Origin of the sequence: Microbacterium songi, assembly GCF_042747925.1 — a bacterium.
GTDB lineage: Bacteria > Actinomycetota > Actinomycetes > Actinomycetales > Microbacteriaceae > Microbacterium.
Window position 1 is genome coordinate 26,992 of record NZ_JBHZIE010000009.1, and the last position, 24,722, is coordinate 51,713.

The following is a 24,722-nucleotide window of genomic DNA, read 5'->3' on the forward strand; positions in this document are numbered from 1 at the left end:
GTCTCCATCTTCAACCGTGGGACGGCATGCTGGGCGCGTCGGCGAACTCGGCCGCGCATCGCATCAGGACGGTCGGCGGCGCGATTCTCTCGATCGTCAGCATGGCGCTCCTCGGGGTCTGTGCGGCCGAATGTAGCGAGGGAAGCGGCTCGAGCTCTTCGACTTCCGTTGGAACCTGTCGCATTGCCCGGCGAAGGCTCCAGGAGCACGCCCCGCGCTCAACCGTTGCCGCGGGGCATGTGGTTGTGGAAGCGCGTCGGCTGGATGGCGAGAAGGTGCGTCGCAGTGGGCACTACGGCGCTCATGGCGCGAGCGCGGGAGATGAGTGCGCCGTCGAACTCGGTTGTGCGGCCCTCGTGTTGGCTCACATGCTCTCGCCATGACCCGACGCTGTAAGCCTCCACGATGACGTCGGCGTCGTCCGCGTCACTGTAGACATGCCATTCGCGGCCGCCCGTGCGAAGCCGTGTCTCTTTGACTTGTGTGATGACCGATAGGAATTCTGCGCGTCGATCCTGGGGAACGGTGTAGCGAATCAGCACGAGGACGGCGGCGTCATCGCTTCCGTCTGCTCTCGGCTCGTCGTCGACTCCAGGCACTTCGACGATGTCGCGTCCGATGCCTGTGGTTTTGGGGATCGGCGAGACGAGCAGGGAAAGCGCGCCTAGGACGCACAGGATCCCGGCTGCGATGACGACGACTTCGGATCCCCAGATGGCAGCGAGCACCCCTGACACGGCTGAGCCGGCCGCCGTGCAACCGAAGAACACGAGCTGGTAGAACGAGAGTCCGCGGGTGCGCACCCATACGGGCAGGAATGCCTGGAGAGCGCCGTTGATGGTAGCCACCACCCCTATCCAGGCCAGCCCCGTGGCCACGAGAACCGGAAAAGTCACCCAGAGGGTCGGCGAGAGGACGAGTACGACGAGCCCCACGCCGAAGACGGCCGAGGACAAGAGGATGACACCGTTGAACGCGGCCACCCGCCGAGCCCAGGGCAGCACGAACGCACCGATGATCGACCCTGCCCCGAGGGCCGCCAACAGGAGTCCGTAGCCGCTCGCCGTCAGTCCGAGGGAGCCCTTCGCGATCGTCGGAAGGAGTGCCCAAAGCGCATTCGCGGGGACCAGGAAGATCGCGAGTCGGAGCAGGATGACCCGCACGATGTGGGAGTGCAACACGTATCGGGTTCCCGCGCGGGTGGCATCCACGAACGGCTCGTGCCGGGCCACGGGTGGCTTGTATGTCTTCCAGAAAAGCAGCACCCCCAGGAAGACGACGAAGGAGAGGGCGTTGAGGAAGAAAACAGCTGCGACACCGAACTGCGCAACGACAAGACCTGCGATGGCCGGACCGATTGCGCGCGCAATGTTGACCCCGATGGACGAGAGGCTCGCCGCGTCGACGAGCATGTTCCGCGGAACGATGTCGGGCACGAGCGCCTGAAACGCGGGGAGTTGGATGGCCGAGATTATTCCCAGCGCAAACGTGGACGCCAACAGAATCAACGTCGTCGTCTGACCGATCCATGTCAGATATGTCAGCCCGAGGACGACAATGAGTTGTACCGCCTGCGAGTACAGGAGCACCAGCCGCCGGTTCAAGAACTCTCCGATGACACCGGAGGGGATGGCGAATATCAGTACGGGCGCAGCGGATGCCGTCTGAACGAGGGCCACGAGCAAAGCGGAGCTGTTCGTCTCGACAAGCAACCATTGAGCTCCAACCGTCTGCATCCAGCTGCCGATGTTGCTGACGAGCGATGCCAGCCACACCAGTCGGAAGATGGGCACGGTGAGTGGTGCGAAGCCTGCGGCCCATTCGCGTGTCTGCACCGCGGGTGTAGGTTCAACCGGCTGGTCAGCCATCTGCAGCGATCTCTCTCACGATGGCGGCGATGAATCTCACGATCTCCGCGGCGTGAGTTTGGATCACCAGGTGCGGGCCATGAAAGGCGGCGACCTCCCGGCAGCGTGCGCGTTGGTAGCCGAATCGTTGCAACTCGGGACTCACGGCTCGATCCTCGGTCGCGACTACTCCCCAGCTTGGGGTTGTCCGCCACGCATCGGTTGCGGCGCGCTCGGCGAGAGCCGCGACGGAGATCGGCCGCTGCGACACGGCGAGGACAGCTGTCTCGTCGTCAGGCAGACCTTCGGCCATCAAGTACGGGTACTGATCGATGGCGATGGTGATTTCCGTGCCCGACGCCCCGTCGCCCTGAAATGTCGCGGCAACGAGGTGTTGGGAGGCTTCGGCCGGGGCGAAGAGGTCATTCATCGCCTCGATACTCTCCTCGCGCTCCGGTACGTACCCAGCGATGAAGAGCAGGCCTTTGACGTTGGCTGCGTGGCCGGCGACGGTGACGACCGCCGCACCATAGCCGTGGCCGACGAGGAGGACTGAACCTTCAAGGCGCTCGACGAAAGCGCGGATGTAATCGCAGTCGGCGTGGAAGCTCCGGCCGATGACGGGCGGCGCGAGGACGCGGTGACCGGCGCCGAGCAGACGCAGCACGACTGGCCACCAGGTGGAGGCATCCGTGAATGCTCCGTGGACGAGGACGACCGTGGTGCTTGCTGTCATGGTTACCTCGCGGTCGTTCCGGTGCGATCAAACGAATCTATAAAGAGCAGTCACAACCTTCTTTCGACAGAAGTCGTAGAGGTTGCTCCCACTTTGCGCGTGCCGCCTCGCCTGGTGCGAAAGTTCATCCGGCTCTGAGGGACGACGGCGCGTGACATCGCCGGGCGTGGACTGAAGTTTCGGCGAACGTCGAAGCGGAGCACTCCCTCCCATCGATACCGTCGTCTCACCCACCATCTAGGAGGCGCCCGATGCCCACCACACCCTTGAATGTCGGCGTCGTCGGAGGATCGCTCGGCGGCCTCTTCACCGCGGCGTTGTTGCATCAGTCCGGCCACCACGTCACCGTCCTCGAACGCTCGCAAACGGGGCTGGCGCGGCGGGGCGCGGGGCTTGTCGGTCAGCAGGACCTCTACGACATCCTCGCCCGGCTGCAGTTGGCAGCGGTCGCGCGCTCCGGCGTCGAAGCACGCGAACGGATCACGCTCGACCGCCGAGGCAACGTCCTCTACCGGGATCCCACGCCGCAGACTCAACTCTCCTGGGACTACCTTTACGACGGATTGCGGGCACTCATCCCGGACGGTCGCTATCTGCTGGGAAGCGCGGTCACCGCGGTGCGTCCACAGGGCCGCGAGGCGGTCGTCCACCTCGAGAGGGGGCGGGAGCAAACCTTCGATCTGGTCGTCGGCGCCGACGGCCTCAACTCCGTAGTCCGCGGCGCCGTCGCTCCGGGACAGTCCGCCAACAGCTACGTCGGGTACGTCACCTGGCGCGGTCTCGTCCCGGAGGAGGCGCTCCCAGAACCAGCAGCCAACGTCCTCCTGGACCGTTTTGCCTTCTACACGGCCCGGCATGCGCACATGTTGGGTTATCTCGTCCCGGGGGCAGACGGCCAGACAACTCGCGGCCTCAGGCGATACAACTGGGTCTGGTACCGCTCGCTGTCCCCCGCCGACCTGGAGAATCTCATGGTTCAGAGTGGGCACAGCCGGACGGGAGTCTCGCTCGCACCCGGCGACCTGCCCGCAGACCTCCGCGAGACGCTCGTGCAGGCCGCGACGACCGAGCTTCCACCGGCGATGGCGCAGGCGGTCGCGGCCGAACCGGAGCCCTTCCTCCAAGCCATCTACGACTATGTAGCCCCTCGTCTGTCTACAGACAACATTGCGCTCGTCGGTGATGCGGGCGTCGTCGTTCGGCCCCACACCGCTATGGGAGCGGCGAAAGCGGCCGGCGATGCGATGGCCCTGGTCGACCTCCTGAGGACGGAGCTCTCCGTCGCCGACGCACTCGAAAAATACAACCAGGATCGGCTGCCTGTCGGTCGGACCATCGCCCGCTATGGGCAGCAGCTCGGCGAATCGCTTACGCTGTGACACGAATGCAGGAGGACGGAATCATGGACAAGACGCTGACGGACGCCGCGCAACGAACGCTGTTTGAGATCCTGCACCACCCGACTTCCCAGAACATCAGCTGGGATGCGGTGGTCACGCTGCTTGAGCAGGTGGCTGACGTGGAGGCGACGCAGGAAGGGAGTCAACTCATCGTCCGCATGAACAATGTTCGGCTCACCCTGCACAAGCCCAGCGGAACACCCGTCTCCGAGCAATCTCTCCTCGAGATCCGCCGGATGCTGCGAGGTGCGGGACTCGGGTGAAGTCCCGGGTCCGCATCAGGAGCGTCACTGCGGAACGCGGTGGCGACAACCAGAACCCCACGGTGTGCGACATCTGCGGCGATCCGAGCGGTGTGGCACGTGACGGCACGGGTCACCCTCCGGTGTTGAGGTGCCCGATCTCGGCTGCGATCGCGTCCGCGAGGCCGGCGGTTCCGGCTTCGACCAGTGCGCCGTTGAGGAAGAAGGTCGGTGTGCCGTTCACGCCGCTGCGGAGGCCCCCGTCTTCGTCGGCCTTGATCCGTGCGGTGTATTTGTTCTCCTTCGCCGCCTGCTCCAGGTCAGCGGCGCTCAGCCCGAGCGCTTCGCAGATCCGCTGGTACAGCTGTGGCCCGAGATCGGTCTGGTTCTCGTAGAGCAGGTCGTGGGCCTGCCAGAACTCGCCGTGTTCCGAGGCGAACTCGGCGACGAAGGCTGCGTCCACGGCCTCGGGGTGAATCTCTGCGATGGGAAAGTTCCGGAAGATGAAGCGGATTTTTCCGTCGTATTTCTTGAGGAGCTCCTTCACGACAGGAAATGCCGCGCCGCAGTACGGGCACTGGTAATCCCCGTACTCGATGAGCGTTATCGGCGCGTCGGCCGGACCCAAGCTGTGGTCGTGATCGGAGACGGGGATGCGAAGGTGTGACATGGGGATCCAATCTCAATGAGGTGGCTCGGTCGGTGCCTTCAACGCGGCAAGCGCGTCCAAGACACCGTCGACGCCCGGATTGACGTCGTTGGGTGACAGGTAGCTCCAAGCGATGACGCCGGCGGCGTCGATGACGAAGAGTGCCCGCTTGCTCGTGCCGGTGTGAAAGTCATACGCACCGTATCGCCGGGAGACTTCCCCCTTCGGCTCGAAGTCGCTCAGCAGGGAGAACCGGAGACCGCGGTCGGCGACGAACGCCTGGTGCGACCAGACCCCGTCGACCGAAATGCCGAGCACGACGGCGTTATCCGCACTGAGCAACGTCTCGGCTGCGTTGAATACGTTGAGTTCGTCTCCGCACACCGCGCTCCAGTCCGCGGGGTAGAACACCAAGATGACGGGCTTACCGCGAAGACTCGAGAGAGTGAGAGTGTGTTCCGGGGTGTCGTGGAGTGCGAAGTCGGGCGCTTTCTCGCCGACGCCGAGGATGTCTTTCGGGTGGTGCTCGACGTAACCGGTCATCGGATCATCCTCGTCAGATATGTCTTCCGTGTGCTTCGAAACGCTAATGACATCAGGTCGGGGAGGCACGGGACAGATGTCGAGATTTCACATCAGCTGGTTTCACACCCACGCTGTTGCGAGCCAGAAGCCGGCTGCGGCGGCCACGACGGACCCGAGGAGCATCCCCGCGGCATAGACCGCCGCGTCAGTGAAATGGCGGTCTCTGATGAGGTCGACGGTCTGCGTGCTCGCTGTGCTGAACGTCGTGTAACCACCGAGGAAGCCTGTCCCGGCGATCGCAAGAACGTCAGCCGAGATCAGTTTGCCGACAAGCAGGCCGGTCGCCAGCGCCAGCAAGAACGACCCACTGATATTGATGACCAGCGTCCCGACAGGGATTCGACTCTTGGAGCTCGCGGTGATCGCACTGTCCAGCGCAAACCTCGCTGCAGCACCGCAACCCCCTGCGACCGCGATGGTCAGTAGGACGGTGATGCTCATGAACGTGTCCGCCGAATGCCACGAGCATGCGAGGTCTTCACCAGAGCGGACCCGGCAGCGGCCGCGACGATGCCCAGGACCGCCGTGGGGAGACCGAACAGCAGTGCCGTGCCCATGTCCCCTGCCAGGATGAACCCTCGCTCATCCACCGCGAAAGTGCTGTACGTGGTGTAGCCGCCGAGCAGTCCCGTCCCGAAGAAAAGGCGTGCCGCGCGGCTCCGATCGGACTCTGGACTGATTGGTGACAGGACCGCGAGCAACCAGCCGAGAATGAATGCGCCGCTGATGTTTATCAGGCAGATCGCGGTGGGAAACGGCCCGACACTGGGGATGAGCACGACCAGGCATGCCCGCACGAGCGTGCCGATGCACCCACCGAGGCCGACAAGAAGAACGTCGCGAGACGATATGGGAACGGCGCTGCTTTTCGGATGCATCTGCTCTCCTGGGAGTCTGCTCAGATCCGAACCTTATGAATGTCACGCAGCATGGCGCTTCATCATTCGTCGCAACTCTCCCCGGTTGAACCCCCACATGCCGCCGCGACGGTTCAAGAACGCTACGCTGACCGAACCGTGGGGGCGGAAGCTATCCCTTCAACCCACCTGCGAAGCCCTGAACAATGTACTTCTGCAGGAAGAAGTAGGCGATCAGGATGGGCAGAATGCTGATGATGATGCCCGCGAAGATGAGGTTCCACTGCGCACCGAACTGCCCCACGAATCCGTAGATGGCAACGGTGACCGTCTGCTGGTCACTCCCGGAGAGGTAGAGCAGCGGAGTGAGGAAATCGTTCCACGTCGCTACCGCGGTCAGGATGACCACCGTGCCGGTGATGGGTCTGACGAGGGGGAAGACGACCGACCAGAACGTCCGGAAGGCGTTCGCGCCGTCGAGTGCAGCCGCCTCTTCGTACTCGGCAGGGAGCGCCCGGAGGAATCCGGAGTACAGGAAGACGGAGAACGGCATGCTTCCTCCGACGCCGACAAGGATGACGCCGGCGAGGCTTCCCAGCAGGCCCAGGTCGCGAATGGTTTGGTAGAGCGGCAGCAGCGCGAGTTGCGCGGGCAGGAGGAGCCCGGCGAGGAAGGCGAAGTAGGTGAGCTTCGACCACCGTGCTCCTAGCCGCGAGAGCGGGTAGGCGGCGGATGCGGCGAAGATCACGGTGAGGCCGACTGTTACGACGGTGACGATGAAGCTGTTCAGTAGGGCGCCACCGAGTCCGCCTTGCTGCCACGCGTCGATGAAGTTCTGGAAGGTGGGCTGCAGTGGCGGGGCGAGCGTGGCGCTCTGGTCGCCGGGGGCCTTCAGGGACAGGTTGACGAGGACGTAGATGGGGAAGAGGAAGACGAGACCGACGATGATCATCACGATCTCGAGGACCCCTGTGCGCCAGGTGTAGCGGAACATGTCAGCGCTCCTGGAGGGCGAGAAGACGGTATTGGATGATCGACGCGACGGCGACGAAGATGGCCAGGACAACGGCGAGGGCTGCGGCATAGCCGAAACGTCCGAGCGCGAACGCATTCGAGTAGATCAGAGTGGAGATGGTGTTGGTCGCACCGCCCGGTCCGCCCTGGGTCATGACGAAGACCTGATCGAACAGCTTGAGTCCGCCGATGAGGGAGAGCATCACGTTGATCGTGATCGCGGGTGCGAGGAGCGGACGGATCACGGACCAGAATCGTCGGATCGGGCCTGCCCCGTCGATGGCCGCCGCCTCCAGGACCTCCTCGGGAATGCCCTGCAGGCCGGCGAGGAAGATCACCATGGAGTAGCCGACGAACTGCCAGAACATGACGATGATGATCGACCAGATGGCCACGGAAGGATCGCCGAGCCAGTTCTGCTGAAGCGCGCCGAGCCCGACCGATTCGAGGATCTGGTTGATACCGCCTTCGGGCGCGTAGAGGTTCTTCCAGAGGAAGCCGACGGCGATGGACGTGACCACGACGGGGGCGAAGATCAGCACCCGGAGAATGTTCCTCGTCTTGATACGGGAGTTGACGGCGAGTGCGATCAGCAGCCCGATCGCGTTCTGGATCACCGTCACGGCGAAGGCGATGAGGAGCGTGTTCCTGATCGCCGTGAGACCGTTCGGGTCCGACCAGATGCGCGCGAACTGATCGAGGCCGACCCAGCTGGGGTCCAGAGAGACGCCGTCCCAATCAGTGAAGGCGTAGAGGCTTCCGCGGATGCTGGGGTAGACGACGGCGAAGACGTAGAGAGCCGCTGCCGGCAGGACGAACCACCACACGGAGTGGGCGAACCCGCGATAGGGACGTCTTGCGCGCGGCCGCTTGTCCAACCGCACAACTGGTACTGCTGCCATGGTGTTGCTTCCTAACTAGGGACCTTCATGGTGCGGGTCGCAGTGCCAGGGTCGTGAACACCCCGGCACTGCGACCCGGAAGGTCGGCTGGCCTCAGCCCTTGAAGGCGTCGTCCATCTGCTTGAGAAGGTCGGATGCGGAGGTCTGGCCACCGAGGAAAGCCTGGAGGCCGTCGACGTAAGTCTGGTTCACGACGGCGTTAGGCCAGGTCTGGTCGGGGAAGGAGAACGTCTTGTCCCCCTGCGCCTGCTCGGTGACGCCGGCAAGAGCCTCGGGGGCAGCGAAGCCGTCGACCGGTGCGCTGGGGAACATCGATCCCGTGGTGAGGGCGATGTTCAGCCCCTCTTCGGAGAGGTAGAAGTCGACGAACTTCTTGGCGAGGTCGATGTGCTCAGACTTGGCGTTGACTCCGTAGCCGGCACCGAGTCCGACGGGGAGAACCGTCTCGGACGCGTCATCGGTCGCGGGGAAGGCTGCCGTCTCGAACGTGGTTCCCTCCGGTGCCATCTCTTCGATTGCGCTGATCTGGGGGCTGACCGTCACGATGCCGAGCGCTTCGCCCTTGGCTACCTGGCCCTGAGCGACCTCGAGGCTCGTTCCCGTGGCGTCCGCGCTGAAGCAGCCGGCATCCGTGAGCTCGCGATACTTGTCGAGCACGGTCGTCCACTCCGAATCGCTGAACGACGCGTCGCCCGACGTCTGCTGCTCGACGAAATCGGGGTTCGGGCCGTAAACCAGGGTGGCGGACAGGGCGTACGGGAGGTAGTTGTAATTGCCTCCTGCCAGCGCACCCAGGGCGAAAGCGACCTTGCCTTGGGCCTTCGCGGTGGAGCAGAGGTCGAGCACTTCGCTCCAGGTCGTCGGTGCGGTGGCGCCGACGGCCTCGAGCGCTTGCGTGTTGTAGACGGCGGGAATGATCGTGAACCCATTCGAGCCCATCAGGATCTTGTCGTCAGCGCCCATGACCGCCTTGTTGGCGTCGTTGTAGTTGCCCACCCATTCCGCGTCGCTGAGGTCAGCGAGGTAGTTACCCTTCGCCAGGACCTGCGCGGCGATGGGGCCGCCGTTGCCGGGGAACACGACAACGATGTCGGAGGCTGTGCCCGAGACCAGTTCGGTGTTTATCTGGGTGGTGATACCCGGCCAGGGGAGACCGGTGTAGTCGATGGTCACCCCAGGGTTGTCGGCTTCGAACTTCTTGATGAGCGCCGCGGCGATGTCATCGTCCGCCCACGCCGACATGGTGAGGACGGTGTCGCCGTCTGAGCCGCCGCCCGAGCCGGACTGTGGTCCGGAAGAGCAGCCGGCCAGGCCGAGTGCCAGCGTCGTCAACGCGACGACGGGAAGTGCTGCTGCTGTTGCTTTTCGCATGAAATGCTCCATTGGACTTCAGGGTGATCCCGGCCTATCGCCCGGGGCGGGTTGTGCGTCATCGGCGGAGAAGCGGCACGGTGGCGCGTTCATGACGATAAGCGGCTTGTCCAGCTTTTGTCAACCGGTCTACGTTCCCGTTATCCGTTCGATGTAAATCGATCGACGTATCATGAAGTCATCTCGCTCTTCGCGAGGGGGATAGGCGGCGGATACTTCCGCGACAGAGGAGTTCACCGATGACGGCACCCGACGTGCAGCGGAAGTCGCGTCCATCGATGGACGACGTCGCCGCGGCCGCGGGCGTCTCCAAGGCCGCCGTGTCGAAGGTCATCCGCAACGCCTATGGCGTCAGCCCGGGAATGCGAGCGAAAGTCGAATCTGCCATCGACGCACTCGGGTATCGCCCGAGTATCGCTGCCCGCTCGATGCGGGGGGCGAGCTACACGATCGGCTTCGAGATTCCGCAACTCGGAAACGACTTCTTCACGCAGATCATGCAGGGCGCCGCCGACGAGCTGGGCGGATCGGGGTACCAGCTGATCATCGCTCCCGCCATCGGCGACCTGAAGGGTGCGCCCGTTTTGAATGCGCTCGTCGACCGGCAGGTGGACGGTTTCGTGGCGATCTCCCCGGAAGTAGCCCCCGACTGGCTCGAGCGCCTCGGGCTCGACATCCCGATCGTGCTCCTGGGCCGGCACGATCCCTCGATCAACTACGACACCGTCACGAACGATGATGCCCGGGGCGCCGAGCTCGTCATGGAGCACCTCTTCGAGCTCGGCCATCGCCGTATCGCGCATCTCTCGATCACCGCGTATCCGCAGGTGACGGAAGACCTCCTCCCCCACACCATTCGGCGTCGCGCCTATGACGCCGCGATGGCCTCGCGCGGTTTGTCACCGCGATCCGTGTTCTCCGGGCCGCTGGAGCCCGAGGCGTACGACGCGAGCATGGGTCTTCTGAGCGCGTCCGACCGACCCACCGCGATCTTCGCCGCGAACGACACACTCGCCATCGGCGCGCTCCGTGCGCGAATCGAACTGGGCCTCACTGCCGCAGACGTTTCGATCGCGGGCTATGACGACATCGACCTGGCGTCTCATCCGATCATGTCCCTCACCACCGTGGACCAATTCGGCCGTGAGTCTGGCATCCGTGCCATTCGGCTGCTGCTCGAGCGTATCCAGCAGGGTCGGACGGAGGCGCGTCACGAGGTCATCTCGCCGGAACTGCGCGCACGCACGTCTACGCAAACGGTGTGACCGATCCCCGCACGTCTGAGGACGTGTATCGGTTGACACGATGGCGTCCTCGTGCGTACGGTGGTCGAATCGTCGATGTAGACCGGTGCACAATCCGGGTGGAGGCACAGGATGACCGGCTCACCGGAAAGCGCTTACGAACACGCCTCGCAGACGGGCCCTGCATTCGTCGATGAGCTGCTGAGGTCGATGACACTTGCCGAGAAGGTCGGCCAGATGATGCAGTCGGACGCACGGGGCGACCTCGATGATCTCGTCTCCCGCCAGCTGGCCGGGTCGCTTCTGCACGCTTCGCCGGAGCGTATCGACGAGGCGGACCGTCTGGTCGCGAAGACCCGCCTCCGCATTCCTCTGCTGATGGCCGACGACTGCATACACGGCCACTCCTTCTGGCCGGGCGCGACCATTTTTCCGACACAGCTCGGAATGGCCTGCACATGGAATCCCGAACTCGTCGAACGAGGCGCGCGCGCCACGGCGATGGAGGTGTCGGCCACGGGCTTGCACTGGACCTTCTCCCCCGTGCTGTGCATCGCCCGAGATCCGCGCTGGGGTCGCGTCGACGAGACATTCGGCGAGGACCCCCACCTGATCGGCGAACTCGGCGCTGCGATGATCCGCGGGTACCAGGGGGCGGGTCTCTCTGATCCCACCGCGATCCTGTCCACCGCGAAGCATTTCGCGGGATACTCCGAGACGCAGGGTGGCCGGGACGCCAGCGAAGCCGACCTCAGCCCACGCAAACTTCGATCATGGTTCCTGCCGCCCTTCCAACGGGCCGTCGAGACCGGATGCCGCACCTTCATGCTGGGGTACCAAGCCATTGACGGCGTCCCGATCACCGCGAACAAATGGTTGCTGAAAGACGTCCTCAAGGGCGAGTGGGGGTTCACCGGCACCCTGGTCACCGACTGGGACAACGTCGGCCGGATGGTGTGGGAGCAGCATGTCTGCGCCGACCACGTCGAGGCGGCGATCGTCGCCGTCGAGGCCGGCAACGACTTCGTGATGACCACCCCCGAATTCTTCGACGCCGCCCGGCAGGCTGTGACAGACGGGCGCCTTGAGGAGGCCCTGATCGATGACGCCGTGCGCCGCATCCTCACCCTGAAGTTCGACCTGGGGCTCTTCGGCAACGCCCGCCGGAGCAGCCGGCCGGGACGAAGCGTCATCGGGAGCGTGGAACACGCGCGGATCAATCTCGAGATGGCCCGCCGCTCCCTCGTCTTGCTTCGCAACGACGGGATCCTTCCCTTCCAGCCCTCGCCCGACGCATCCCGACCGCCGCGCATCGCTGTCATCGGTCCGAACGCCGATGATCAGCATGCCCAGCTCGGCGACTGGGCCGGGGCTTCGGGTCAGATTCCCTGGCTGCCGGAAGGACATCCCCGCGAGCTCACCACGACCGTCTTGGACGGGATTCGGCTGATCGCGCCGAGCGACTGGTCCGTCACCTACGCTCGCGGAGCAGACATCGGTGAAGAGCGCCCCGACCCCGCAGGTGAGGTACTCCGGGACGGACAACCCCGCCCCCAGGTCTTCGTCCCGTCGTCGCCCGACCCGGTTCTGATCGCCGAAGCCATCGAGGCAGCCGCGGGAGCGGACTGGGCAGTCGTCGTCCTCGGCGACACCGTCGCCCTCACCGGCGAGAGCAAATCGACCGCGACCCTGGAACTGCAGGGAGCCCAGGCCGCACTGTTGAACGCGCTGGTCGAGACTGCTACCCCCGTCGTCCTGGTTCTCGTTCATTCCAAACCCAGCGTCCTACCCGAATCCGCCCATCGCGCCGCGGCGATCATCGAGGCGTTCAATCCGGGAATGCAGGGAGGTCGAGCAATCGCAGAGTTGCTCACCGGAGTCATCGACCCCTCTGGGCGTCTTCCGATCTCCTTCCCGCGCCATGCGGGCCAACTGCCGGTCTACTACAACACCGTCCGCGGCCAACACGGAGAACGGTACGCCGACCTCACCCAAGAGCCCCTCTTCGTCTTCGGTGAAGGCCTGAGCTACACCACCATCGAATACTCCGACCTCCGCTTGACGAGTTCCGAGCTCGACCCCGATGACACCGTCGCCGCGACGATCACCCTCGAAAACACCGGGCAACGCCCGGCAGTCGAAACCGTGCAGGCATACATCAGCGATCTCGTGACCAGCGCCACCTGGGCCGAGAAGGAGCTCAAGGCCTTCACACAAGTGACCATCGAGCCTGGAGAGCGAAGGGACGTGACCGTGACGGTTCCCGTCTCGGCATGCAGTATCGTCAACGCCGCCGGCACGCGAACGGTGGAATCGGGCGTATTCGAACTCCATGTCGGGCGCAGCTCGCGACCGCGCGACCTCCTCACGAAAACCTTCATCGTGAACGGCGCCCCCGCGTGACAGCGCAGGCCGAAGTTCCGGCCCCATCTCGCTGAGCTGCGAGTGCACGAGGTCCACGCCCACCAACGAGAAAGATTGCTGATGTCCTCCCCGACCGCACGATTCATCGCCGCAGATGCCGAGCCCGAAAGTGCTCCGCTGTTCCGGCGCGAGTTCTCGCTCGAGCCGGACCATGGCGCCGTCGTCTCGGCCACGCTGAAGCTCAGCGCGCTGGGAATCTGCGAGGCCTGGATCAACGGGATGCCAGTCTCTGACGATCTGCTCACACCCGGGTGGACGAGCTACGAGTGGCGAGTTCACTACGTCGAGCACGACGTGACCCGCCTTCTGGCGCAGGAATCCACGATCGCCATCGCGGTCGGCAACGGCTGGTATCGCGGAAGGCTGGGATGGATCGAGACGCGACGGTACGGACGTGAGATCGCCGCCTACGCTCAGCTCGTCGTAGATTACGCCGACGGATACCAGCAACAGATCGTCACGGACGATACCTGGAGAGTCGGCGGCAGCGAGATCACCTTCAACGACTTCTACGACGGCCAGCACATCGACGCACGGCTCCACGACGACCGTTGGAAGAGCGCGGGATTCGACGACGCGTTATGGGGTCGCACGCACGCTGTCGACTTCGTTCCTGAAAGGTTCGACCAAGACCCGGCACCACCCGTCCGTCGCGTCGATGAACTTCGGCCACGGCAGATCTGGAAGAGCCCGAGTGGCGCCACGCTCGTCGACTTCGGCGAGAACATCGTGGGATTTCTCCGTGTACAGGTCCGTGGACCGCGCGGAGACCGACTGACACTCCGTCACGCGGAAGTCCTCGAAGACGGTGAACTCGCCGTGCGCACACTCCGCTCAGCGTCCTCCGTCGACAGGTACATCTTCAGCGGTGGGGACGATGCGTTCGAACCGACATTCACCTTCCACGGTTTCCGCTACGCCGAGATCACAGGCTGGCCGGGAAGCGATGATGACATCACCGCAGCAGTGACCGCGATCGTCATCTCCACCGACCTTCGCCGCACCGGACTCTTCGAATGTTCCGTTCCCGAACTGAACCAGCTGCACGACAACATCGTTCGCGGGATGCGCGGCAACTTCATCGACATCCCCACGGACTGTCCGCAACGCGATGAGAGGCTCGGCTGGACTGGCGACATATCCGCATTCGCGCCCACGGCCGCATTCCTCTTCGATGTCAAGGAGTTTCTCGCCGACTGGCTGCAGGATCTTGCCCTCGAACAAGCCCATCATGATGGCGTCGTGCCGTATATCGTGCCGGACATCCTCAAGAACGCGACCATCCCCCAGCCGGGTGCGGGAGCGGAGGAGGCCGCAGCATTCTGGAGCGACGCCGCCGTCTGGGTACCGTGGGCGCTGTGGGAGGCCTACGGTGACGCGCGCATCCTCGCCCGCTCTTTCGAGTCCATGCTCAGCCACGGCCGGCGGGTGCAGTCGCTGCTCTCACCCAGCGGGGTTTGGGATACAGGGTTCCAGTTCGGAGACTGGCTCGATCCTGACGCTCCCGCAGACAGCCCCGGTTCTGCGAAAGCCGATCCCGGCGTCGTGGCCACTGCATGCGCGTATCGCACAGCTCACCGAATCGCCGCGTCCGCCCGCATCCTCGGGCACGTTGCGGAAGAAGCTGAATTCACTGAGCACGCGCACCATCTTCGAGAAGCATTCGTTGCCGAGTACGTGCGTGGTGATCGCATCCACAGTGACTCGACCACCGTGTACTCGCTGGCGATCGTCTTCGGCCTCCTCGATGAGACGCAGCAACAGTGGGCCGGTCGCCGGCTCGCGGAGCTCGTCGCCGACAGCGGCTTCCACATATCGACGGGTTTCGCCGGCACGCCCTTCATCGCCGACGCGTTGACCTCGACGGGTCATACCGCCACCGCCTACCGCCTGCTTCTTCAGCGCGAGTGCCCGTCGTGGCTCTACCCGGTCACGATGGGTGCGACGACGATTTGGGAGAGGTGGGACTCGATGCTTCCGGATGGCAGCATCAATCCGGGGGACATGACGAGCTTCAACCATTACGCGCTCGGAGCTGTCGCGGATTGGATGCATCGGGAGATCGGTGGCATCGCTGCCCTCTCCCCCGGCTACCAGCAGGTTCTCATCGCGCCCAAAATCGGACCAGGCATCGACTGGGCACGCACATCTCTCAATTCACCTCACGGCACGGTCAGCGTGCAATGGGAACGAGCCCGCGACGTCATCGACTTCGAGATCGTCCTCCCGACGGGGACGACGGCCGTATTCGAGTGGCCCGATCACCTCGAACGGGTACTGACCCCCGGCATCCATCGCATCTCCGTCCCGGCCCCCGCTGAACTCGAAGCGGCAGCGTGAGCAAGCCCTCAGCCGACTGACGGCACTGGTCTTTCGTCAACCGGTCGACGAATCCGCGTAAACCGATTGACGAGCTCCTCGGCGACGGGTGAGACTGGAGATTCTCGCTCGATGGCCCGGCCGCAGCACACAACTGTGCGCGCCAGGTCGACGGGACTGATCAAGGAGGATCGATGAGAACGTCATTTGTGCTCGCCGTGGCCGCAACCGTGCTGCTGGTCACCCCGTTCGCGCCACCGCTCCCGGCGCATGCCGCTGATGCTCTGGACGGATCCGATTTCCTCACAGCAGACGGGAGCGTTCTGCGGACGGGGTCCGGGTCGGGGGATGTGATCAACCTTCGCGGGACGAACGTCGGCGGCTGGCTGGCGCAAGAAGACTGGATGTCGCCTCTTGGCGAGTTCGCCATCGATCGGCACGGTTGGTCTGCCACCGTATCTTCGGGAGAGGCCGCGGCGGTCTTGGACGGATCGCAGGCCACGAGGTGGACGACCGGCGAGCTACAGTCCGGGACCGAGTGGCTGCACCTCGATCTGGGTGCACCGACGCAGTTCAATCGACTCTCCCTCGATGACAGCGGTGCGTCTGGCGATTTTCCGCGCGCACTCGTCATCGAGGTGTCCTCGGATGGCTCCACGTGGGAGTCCGTCGCGGCCCAACCCGGAACGAGTGGCGTCACCACCGTCAAGTTCGCGATGCAGGCCTCGCGCTTCGTTCGCCTTACTCAGACATCGACTGCCGAGTACTTCTGGTCCGTCGGAGAGCTCAATCTGTTCCTCGACCCTGTTCTGACGAACCCGCCGCAACGCGTCGAGGCTTTTAGCAGCGGTCCTGGCGTGACGCCGTCTGCAGCAATGGACGGGGCGCTTTCCACCGTGTGGCAAAGCGGGGTCCCTCAAGCGCCGGGACAAACCGTGACCGTGGATTTCGGTCGATCTGTGCAGATGGATCGGGTGCTGGTCGACTCGGGCGCGGCGCATCCGGACGATTACCCGCGGCAGTGGGAGCTTCAGACCTCCGATGACAACGCCATCTTCACGCCGGTGGCGAGCGGGTACGGCACGAACAGGATCGTCGAGGCGGATTTCAAGGCATGGAAGTACGCGAGGTATCTGCGCATCGTCTCCCATGGCGCTGCTTCGGAGTGGTGGTCGATCGCGGAGGTATCGATCTCGACGGGAAACATCCTCGATCGCTCCACGTGGGAGATCACTGCCTCGGAAGGCTCTGCTCCCACCAACGCTCTGGACGGCGACGTCACCTCGCGATGGACGACGGGGGTCGCCCAGAACCCCGGGCAGGAGATCGAAGTCGATCTTGGCGCCTTGGTCACGTTGAACAACGTCTCCATCGACACGGCACGAGACGCCACAGACGAAGGCGACTGGGCTCGCGGGTACCGCTTGGATGTGTCGCGTGATGGGGTGTTGTGGTCGACGGTGGCGGTGGGGGTGGGTTCTGTGAAGGCGACGAACATCGGTTTCACTGCGCAGGCCTTGCGGTTCTTCCGGCTCACGCAGACCGGTACGGCGTTGCAGTGGTGGTCGGTGGGTGAGTTGACCGCAGGGTTGTATTCCGATGACTACTCCCTCAATGACACCTTGACCGCCCGGTTCGGTGTCAAGGGGGCCCAGTCGGTGATCGACGCGCATCAAGACACCTGGATCACCGAAACCGACATCGACAACATCGCCGCGACCGGGTTGAACTTCATCCGCGTCCCGATCGGATGGAACACGTTCCTGAACCTCGACGGGACATGGAAACCGAACCCGTGGGAGAAACTGGACTGGCTGATCGAGGAATCCTCTCAGCGCGGCATCTACGTCCTCCTCGATCTGCACATGGTGCCCGGCGGCGGATGCTCCTGGGGGAGTTGCGGCCGGATCGGCCCGTCTCCGAACGGGTTCTGGGGCAACCCGACCTACCAGGACTGGGTCCAAGACATCTGGGAGAACATCGCCGCCCGCTACGAAGGAAACCCCGCCGTCGCCGGATACGACCTCATCAACGAACCCCTCATCGACCCGGCAGAAGACACCGACGACCTGAAGAAGAAGAACGACTTCTTCGACCGGATCTACGACGCCGTCCGCGCGATCGACCCCGACCACCTCATCGTGCTCCCCGCGTTCCTCGGCATGGACTCCATCGCCGACCCCGACGACTACGGCTGGACCAACGTGATGTATCAACTCCACCCCTACGACATGTCCGCCCCGAAAGACTGGAACGCCCAAAACCAGCTCGTCACCAACGAACTCGCCGCGACCCCCCAACGACTCACCGACCCAGGCGTTCCCATCCTGAACGGCGAGTACTCCCTCTACTACAACGACGACGTCTGGGCCCGATTCATGGCCGGGATGAACGCGCAACACGTGTCCTGGTCGAACTGGACCTACAAAGTCCGCGGGCAAGCCGAAGACGCCTTCGGCTACTGGGGCATGTATTACGACAACCAGAACCCGGTACCGATCATCAACAGCGACGACCAGGCCACCTTCACCCGCAAACTCACCCAGTTCACCACCACGAACTTCACCAGAAACGACCGCTTCGTCGAGACCGTGAAGAAATACGCCGGCGGACTCTCCACCTACAACCCCATCACCATCGACCCCACCGGATGGACCGCGACCGCCTCCACCACCGCCCCCGACACCACCCCCACCTCCGGCATCGACGGCATCAACAACACCGCCTGGACCAGCGGACACCCCCAAACCGGCGGCGAGTGGTATCAAATCGACATGGGCACCACCCACACCGTCGCCATGATCACCCTCGAAACCGCCCCCTGGGCAACCACCGACTACCCCCGCAGCTTCACCATCGACACCTCCACCGACGGCACCACCTGGACCACCACAACCACCGGCACCGGATACGGCTACAAACGCCCCATCACCATCCCCCCCACCACCACCCGCTACATCCGCATCACCCAAACCAGCACCACCACACACTGGTGGAACATCAACAACATCACCCTCCACACCAGCTACTAACCCCCACAGCAAACCAACAACGGAGCCCCGGGGCTGTCGTCCCGGGGCTCCGTTGTTGCCGACGCGAGGTCAGCACGTCGATAGCGTCAGCTCGATCCTTCGCTGCGAAGCTTCGAACGCGACCGTGAGCGCGAGCGGACGAATACTCCGATCGCCACCAACAGCGCGCTCACGGCGGCAAGGATGCCGACCGGGGCGACGAGACCGGTGACAGCAAGTGAGCCGTCCCGTTGACCCGTCTGCGTTCCGGCTACTGACCCACTGCCGCCGGTCGTGTCGGTGCCACCACCCGCGCCGGACCCTCCTCCATCGCCTCCGCCGCCGCCCGGGGTGGGCGCGGCGATCGCGAATGAGGCCGAAGCGGGAGAGATGGGGGACTCGCCCTGACCATTCACTGCGACCACCGTGGCGGTGTAGGTGCCGACCGGCAGATCGGTGATCGTGGTGCTCATGGCTACCGTCAGCCCGTCGACCACGGTGACGCTGCGCACAGGCGATGCCGGTGGGCCGGACGTGCCTGCGGCGTCCCATACCTCGACGCGGTACGACGAGATCGTCGAGCCGTTGGCCGCCGGAGCAGTCCAGGACACTGCGGCAGAGGTTCCGGATGCCACGACGGTCGGCGCAGCCGGCGCAGATGGGGTGGTCGGCTTCGCGATGCCGATCGTGGTCTGCAACGGCAGATCGCGTGAGGAGCCGCCGACGGACAGCAGGTAGTCGCCGTCGATGATCTTCCACACATCAGCGTCCACATCCCACACGGACAGCGGGTTGTTGCTGGCCTCGGAATCGATGACCACCTCCACAGCGCGCTGCTCGCCGGCCGCAAGCTCGATGCGGTCGAACCCGACGAGACGCTTGCCGGGTTCGCTTGCCACCTCGGGGAACTCGACGTATACCTGCGGGATCTCCGCGCCATCGACTGCGCCGGTGTTCGTGACGGTGAAGCTCACGGTCGAGCGCACGGCGCCGGTGATCTCATCGATCGCGGTCGCCACGTTCAGAGCGGAGTACTCGAACTGCGTGTAGGACAGTCCATGCCCGAACTCGAAGAGCGGCTCGATGCCCTGCTCGTCGTACCATTTGTAGCCGACCTGAAGGCCCTCCGTGTAGTTCACCTGACGGATTTCGGTCGAGTCCGGTTCCCGCCTTGTGGATCCGTCAGCGAATGTGCCGGGGTACTGGTCGTTGTTGCCTGCACCGGTCGGCAGGTCGGCAGCCTCCTTCGGAAAGGTGACCGGTAGTTTCCCCGACGGGTTGACGTCACCGAAGAGCAGACCGGCGATGGCGTCGCCGCCCTTGTCTCCCGACCACCAGGCTTCGAGCACGGCCGGCACATCGTCGATCCACGGCATCAGCACGGGCCCGGCCGTCTCCAGCACCACGACGGTGTTCGGGTTCGCGCCGGCGACGGTGTCGATCAGTTCGTTGCCGCCCTTGAAGAGGTCGAGGGTGTCGAGGTCGAAGTACTCGCCGGAAAGGTTGAAGCCGAACACCACGACGACGTCTGCGCCGGCGGCCACTTCCGCAGCCTCCTCGAGGTCGGTGCCGTTGTTGTACACGACGGTGCTGCCATCCTGCGCTGCGCGGGCCGCGATGGCGTCAAGAGGAGCCGTCTGGTGGCAGTCGATGACAGCGTTGGCGATGGTGACTCCGAACAGCGGCGAGGTGCACACGGTGCGTGCACTCACACCCCCGCGGTCGTACGCGGGATCCGGGGTGATCTCGTTAGAAGCTGTCGGACCGAAGACGGCGATCGTCTGACCGGCGGTCTGCAGCGGGAGGATGCCGTCGTTCTTGAGCAGCACGGACCCCTTCTCCGCCATCTCCAAGGCCACAGCATTGGAGCGTGTCGTACGCACGTCGGAGTAGCGGCCGGTCTCGGGGAGTGCGAAGTCCTGGATGCCGCTGGCGAACTTCGCTCGCAGCACCCGGAAGGCCGCTCCCCGGATCTGCTCTTCGGTGATGTCGCCGGACGCGAGGGCCTCGTTCAGCTTGGGCGGCGCGAAGTACAGCGGGAGGCTGAGCTCCTGGTCAAGGCCGGCATCGAGCGACGCGGCTGTCGAATGCTGAGCCCCGTTGTCGGTGACAGCGAACCCCTCGAAGCCGAGCTGATCGCGCAGGTTGGTCTTGAGCAGATCGGGATTCTCGCAGGAGAAGATGCCGTTGAGCTGGTTGAAGCCGCACATGACGCCGGCGGGGTCTGCATCGAACGCGATCTCGTACGGCTGCAGGTAGAGCTGGTGGAGAGTGCGCTCGTCGATGTTCGACGAGCTCGCCGCTCGATCCAACTCTTGCTGGTTCCCGACGAAGTGCTTCAGGACGGAAGCGACAGGCTGACCCGGGTTGCTTTCCCGAAGGGATCGGATCCACTCTGCGGACAGGGTGCCGGCCAGAAGCGGGTCTTCTCCTAAGTACTCGGCGTTTCTGCCACCCCAGGGGTGGCGAACCAGGTCGATGCCAGGCGCGAAGAGCGCGTTGTACTGCTGCTTCCAGGCTTCGTCGGCCATCACCGCACCTTTGGCCCCCGTGAGCTCCACGTCCCAGCTGGCCGCCTGCGCGACCGGCACCGGGAATGCGGTGGTTCCGGTGCCGTACGCGACGCCCCACGGGCCGTCGATATCAGCGTTGAACTGCACGCACGCCGGGTGCTCCGGGTAGGTCACCGGTGGCCCAGGGGGCTGGCCCAGCCCGCCGGCCGTATTGAACTCCGTGAACATGGTGTCGTTGGCAGCGGCCTCATTCAGCCATCGCATTTGCTGTTCGACCGACGACGCGTCCAGCAGTAGATTTGCACGTTCTTCTGGGGACTTCTCCGTGTCGGTCCACGCGCACGCGGGATCGGTGGGAGCCGCCTGTGCCGACGAGGCAGCAAGCGATTGGCCGGTGAACGCGAGGAGAAGAGCGAGCGCGGCCGCGGCCCCTCCCCTGATTCTTCTTGCGGTGAGCGGCGCGGGCGTCATCGCCTGCGAGGGATTTGCGGGGGTACGCGACATGGAACGTGGTCTCCTATGGATCCGCTGCGGTGGGACCCACACGAGGAGGGCGAGTGCTGGAGGGCACTTCGGCTACTCGCCACGGGACGCAGTTGAGGGTGTGGGGCTTGTCAACTGCCGCCCCTGGTGTGCTCATAGTATTTTCCCAGGGAGATTTTGTCAACCGGTCTACACTCGCAGGATGGCACCCGACTCAGAGGACCTTCGGCCGCGTAGGTCAGACCTGCCGACATCTGTCATCACCAGTGGGTCTTGCCGCGGGTTCACCCTTCTCGCTGCCGTTCTCGTCGCATCGCTGTTGACTTCATGCGTCCCGTTCACGTCGAACCTGGATTCCCGCGGTCTCGGCAAGGATGACTTCCTCAAGGCCAGCGGCAGCGTGTTGAAGACGGACGCCGGGGCGGGTGAGGTCACGAACCTTCGTGGGACGAACGTCGGCGGCTGGCTTGCGCAGGAGGACTGGATGTCGCCGCTCGGCGAGTTCGCCATCGACCGGACGGGATGGTCGACAACCGCGTCCACCGGCACGGGAGTGGACGCCGTCGACGGATCCCTGGCCAGCGCCTGGTCAACAGAACTCGGCCAGGCCGGCGCCGAGTGGTTGCAGCTCGACCTTGGTGCTCCTACCCTCGTCGATCGCGTCGTAGCCGACGTCGGCAGCGTGGAGGGGCACTATCCCAGGGCGTTACGTGTTGAGACTTCCGCGGACGGCTCAGCGTGGGTGGACGTGGCCGAGGTACGAGGCCTCGAGAGTGTGATGACCATCAAGTTCGTCCCGCAGACGGCGCGGTTCGTTCGCCTGACGCAAACCGCGACGGCCGACGAACCCTGGTCGGTCGCGGAGCTGAACTTGTTCTACGATCCGGTCCTCAGCACTCGTGGACAGTCGGCGACGGCATCCCACCCGGATGGCGGGGCGCGGGACGCGTCCATGGCGGTCGATAGGGACGTCACGACCGGTTGGCAGAGCGGCGTCGCTCAGTCGCCCGGTCAAGCCATCACGGTCGACTTCGGCCGAAGCATCCAGATGGATCGGGTGCTGGTCGACTCGGGTGCGGCGCACCCGGAGGACTTCCCGCGGCAGTGGGAGCTTCAGACCTCCGATGACAACGCCATCTTCACGCCGGTCGCCAGCGGGTACGGCGAGAACCGAACCATTGAGGCGGATTTCAAGGCGTGGAAGTATGCACGCTATCTGCGGATCGTCTCCCACGGTTCGGCCCCACAGGGATGGTCGGTCGCCGAGGTCGCTGTCGCCACGGGGAACATCATGGACCGTGACGACTGGACTGCGGTGACGACCGACGGCGCAGATGCGGGGAATGCGCTCGACGGCAACGCGAGCTCGCATTGGTCGACGGGTGTCGCCCAATCTCCCGGCCAGTCGATACAGGTTGATCTTGGCGCCCTGGTCACATTGAACAACGTCTCCATCGACACGGGGAAGAACGTGCCCGAGGAGAACGACTGGCCGCGTGGTTTCGTGCTGGATGTGTCGCGTGATGGGGTGTTGTGGTCGACGGTGGCGGTGGGGGTGGGTTCTGTGAAGGCGACGAACATCGGTTTCACTGCGCAGGCCTTGCGGTTCTTCCGGCTCACGCAGACCGGTACGGCGTTGCAGTGGTGGTCGGTGGGTGAGTTGACCGCAGGGTTGTATTCCGATGACTACTCCCTCAATGACACCTTGACCGCCCGGTTCGGTGTCAAGGGGGCCCAGTCGGTGATCGACGCGCATCAAGACACCTGGATCACCGAAACCGACATCGACAACATCGCCGCGACCGGGTTGAACTTCATCCGCGTCCCGATCGGATGGAACACGTTCCTGAACCTCGACGGGACATGGAAACCGAACCCGTGGGAGAAACTGGACTGGCTGATCGAGGAATCCTCTCAGCGCGGCATCTACGTCCTCCTCGATCTGCACATGGTGCCCGGCGGCGGATGCTCCTGGGGGAGTTGCGGCCGGATCGGCCCGTCTCCGAACGGGTTCTGGGGCAACCCGACCTACCAGGACTGGGTCCAAGACATCTGGGAGAACATCGCCGCCCGCTACGAAGGAAACCCCGCCGTCGCCGGATACGACCTCATCAACGAACCCCTCATCGACCCGGCAGAAGACACCGACGACCTGAAGAAGAAGAACGACTTCTTCGACCGGATCTACGACGCCGTCCGCGCGATCGACCCCGACCACCTCATCGTGCTCCCCGCGTTCCTCGGCATGGACTCCATCGCCGACCCCGACGACTACGGCTGGACCAACGTGATGTATCAACTCCACCCCTACGACATGTCCGCCCCGAAAGACTGGAACGCCCAAAACCAGCTCGTCACCAACGAACTCGCCGCGACCCCCCAACGACTCACCGACCCAGGCGTTCCCATCCTGAACGGCGAGTACTCCCTCTACTACAACGACGACGTCTGGGCCCGATTCATGGCCGGGATGAACGCGCAACACGTGTCCTGGTCGAACTGGACCTACAAAGTCCGCGGGCAAGCCGAAGACGCCTTCGGCTACTGGGGCATGTATTACGACAACCAGAACCCGGTACCGATCATCAACAGCGACGACCAGGCCACCTTCACCCGCAAACTCACCCAGTTCACCACCACGAACTTCACCAGAAACGACCGCTTCGTCGAGACCGTGAAGAAATACGCCGGCGGACTCTCCACCTACAACCCCATCACCATCGACCCCACCGGATGGACCGCGACCGCCTCCACCACCGCCCCCGACACCACCCCCACCTCCGGCATCGACGGCATCAACAACACCGCCTGGACCAGCGGACACCCCCAAACCGGCGGCGAGTGGTATCAAATCGACATGGGCACCACCCACACCGTCGCCATGATCACCCTCGAAACCGCCCCCTGGGCAACCACCGACTACCCCCGCAGCTTCACCATCGACACCTCCACCGACGGCACCACCTGGACCACCACAACCACCGGCACCGGATACGGCTACAAACGCCCCATCACCATCCCCCCCACCACCACCCGCTACATCCGCATCACCCAAACCAGCACCACCACACACTGGTGGAACATCAACAACATCACCCTCCACACCAGCTACTAACCCCCACAGC

17 protein-coding genes are annotated in these 24,722 nt (G+C 64.3%); 7 read left to right on the top strand and 10 right to left on the bottom strand.

All coding sequences use genetic code 11. The annotated features are described in order from the left end of the window. Positions 1-218 precede the first annotated feature (218 nt). Positions 219-1,835: an MFS transporter gene (locus tag ACFM35_RS11090; protein WP_378841965.1), complete on the bottom strand. Its 1,617-nt coding sequence runs from the start codon at positions 1,833-1,835 to the stop codon at positions 219-221. 25 nt (positions 1,836-1,860) lie between these two features. Continuing rightward, positions 1,861-2,583 carry an alpha/beta fold hydrolase gene (locus ACFM35_RS11095; RefSeq protein ID WP_378841967.1) on the bottom strand — a complete coding sequence of 241 codons (723 nt, stop codon included), beginning with the start codon at positions 2,581-2,583 and terminating at the stop codon, positions 1,861-1,863. A gap of 251 nt (positions 2,584-2,834) precedes the next feature. Between ACFM35_RS11095 and ACFM35_RS11100 the strand changes: the two genes are divergently transcribed. Both ACFM35_RS11100 and ACFM35_RS11105 read left to right on the top strand, forming a co-directional pair. Further along, positions 2,835-3,962 (top strand): FAD binding domain-containing protein, encoded by a 1,128-nt coding sequence (locus tag ACFM35_RS11100; RefSeq protein ID WP_378841969.1) that lies wholly within the window; start codon positions 2,835-2,837, stop codon positions 3,960-3,962. A 23-nt stretch (positions 3,963-3,985) separates the two neighbouring features. Continuing rightward, a complete protein-coding gene (locus ACFM35_RS11105; protein WP_378841971.1) occupies positions 3,986-4,246 on the top strand; it encodes a hypothetical protein in 261 nt (86 codons plus the stop codon). Between the two features lie 112 nt (positions 4,247-4,358). Here ACFM35_RS11105 and ACFM35_RS11110 read toward each other — a convergent pair whose 3' ends face one another. From ACFM35_RS11110 to ACFM35_RS11140, 7 genes are all read right to left on the bottom strand, one after another. Continuing rightward, the gene (locus ACFM35_RS11110; RefSeq protein WP_378841973.1) at positions 4,359-4,853 is read right to left on the bottom strand and encodes a DsbA family protein; all 495 of its coding nucleotides are present in this window, start codon (positions 4,851-4,853) and stop codon (positions 4,359-4,361) included. Between the two features lie 54 nt (positions 4,854-4,907). Beyond that, a complete protein-coding gene (locus ACFM35_RS11115) occupies positions 4,908-5,417 on the bottom strand; it encodes a redoxin domain-containing protein (RefSeq protein ID WP_378841975.1) in 510 nt (169 codons plus the stop codon). 102 nt (positions 5,418-5,519) lie between these two features. Next, on the bottom strand, positions 5,520-5,900 hold the full coding sequence (crcB, locus tag ACFM35_RS11120) for a fluoride efflux transporter CrcB (RefSeq protein ID WP_378841977.1): 381 nt from the start codon (positions 5,898-5,900) through the stop codon (positions 5,520-5,522). Beyond that, positions 5,897-6,337: a fluoride efflux transporter FluC gene (locus ACFM35_RS11125; protein WP_378841979.1), complete on the bottom strand. Its 441-nt coding sequence runs from the start codon at positions 6,335-6,337 to the stop codon at positions 5,897-5,899. The genes crcB and ACFM35_RS11125 overlap by 4 nt, the downstream gene beginning before the upstream one ends. Positions 6,338-6,488: 151 nt before the next feature. After that, positions 6,489-7,310 (bottom strand): carbohydrate ABC transporter permease, encoded by an 822-nt coding sequence (locus tag ACFM35_RS11130; RefSeq protein ID WP_378841981.1) that lies wholly within the window; start codon positions 7,308-7,310, stop codon positions 6,489-6,491. 1 nt (position 7,311) lies between these two features. Beyond that, positions 7,312-8,232 (bottom strand): carbohydrate ABC transporter permease, encoded by a 921-nt coding sequence (locus ACFM35_RS11135; protein WP_378841983.1) that lies wholly within the window; start codon positions 8,230-8,232, stop codon positions 7,312-7,314. A 93-nt stretch (positions 8,233-8,325) separates the two neighbouring features. Then, entirely contained in the window at positions 8,326-9,603 is a 1,278-nt protein-coding gene (locus ACFM35_RS11140; RefSeq protein WP_378841985.1) for an ABC transporter substrate-binding protein, read from the bottom strand. 239 nt (positions 9,604-9,842) lie between these two features. Between ACFM35_RS11140 and ACFM35_RS11145 the strand changes: the two genes are divergently transcribed. The 4 genes from ACFM35_RS11145 to ACFM35_RS11160 all read left to right on the top strand — a co-directional run bounded on the left by ACFM35_RS11145 (position 9,843) and on the right by ACFM35_RS11160 (position 18,622). Further along, positions 9,843-10,868 (top strand): LacI family DNA-binding transcriptional regulator, encoded by a 1,026-nt coding sequence (locus ACFM35_RS11145; protein WP_378841986.1) that lies wholly within the window; start codon positions 9,843-9,845, stop codon positions 10,866-10,868. Positions 10,869-10,979: 111 nt separating this feature from the next. After that, the gene (locus ACFM35_RS11150) at positions 10,980-13,250 is read left to right on the top strand and encodes a glycoside hydrolase family 3 N-terminal domain-containing protein (RefSeq protein WP_378841988.1); all 2,271 of its coding nucleotides are present in this window, start codon (positions 10,980-10,982) and stop codon (positions 13,248-13,250) included. An 81-nt stretch (positions 13,251-13,331) separates the two neighbouring features. Continuing rightward, positions 13,332-15,611, top strand: a complete 2,280-nt coding sequence (locus ACFM35_RS11155) for an alpha-L-rhamnosidase (RefSeq protein ID WP_378841989.1) — start codon at positions 13,332-13,334, stop codon at positions 15,609-15,611. Between the two features lie 173 nt (positions 15,612-15,784). Continuing rightward, positions 15,785-18,622, top strand: a complete 2,838-nt coding sequence (locus tag ACFM35_RS11160; protein ID WP_378841991.1) for a discoidin domain-containing protein — start codon at positions 15,785-15,787, stop codon at positions 18,620-18,622. A gap of 86 nt (positions 18,623-18,708) precedes the next feature. On the opposite strand, the gene ACFM35_RS11165 is transcribed toward ACFM35_RS11160, so the two are convergent. Continuing rightward, on the bottom strand, positions 18,709-21,378 hold the full coding sequence (locus ACFM35_RS11165) for a glycoside hydrolase family 3 C-terminal domain-containing protein (protein WP_378841993.1): 2,670 nt from the start codon (positions 21,376-21,378) through the stop codon (positions 18,709-18,711). Between the two features lie 61 nt (positions 21,379-21,439). On the opposite strand from ACFM35_RS11165, the gene ACFM35_RS11170 reads away from it, so the two are divergent. Next, positions 21,440-24,712 carry a discoidin domain-containing protein gene (locus ACFM35_RS11170; protein WP_378841995.1) on the top strand — a complete coding sequence of 1,091 codons (3,273 nt, stop codon included), beginning with the start codon at positions 21,440-21,442 and terminating at the stop codon, positions 24,710-24,712. Positions 24,713-24,722 lie beyond the last annotated feature (10 nt).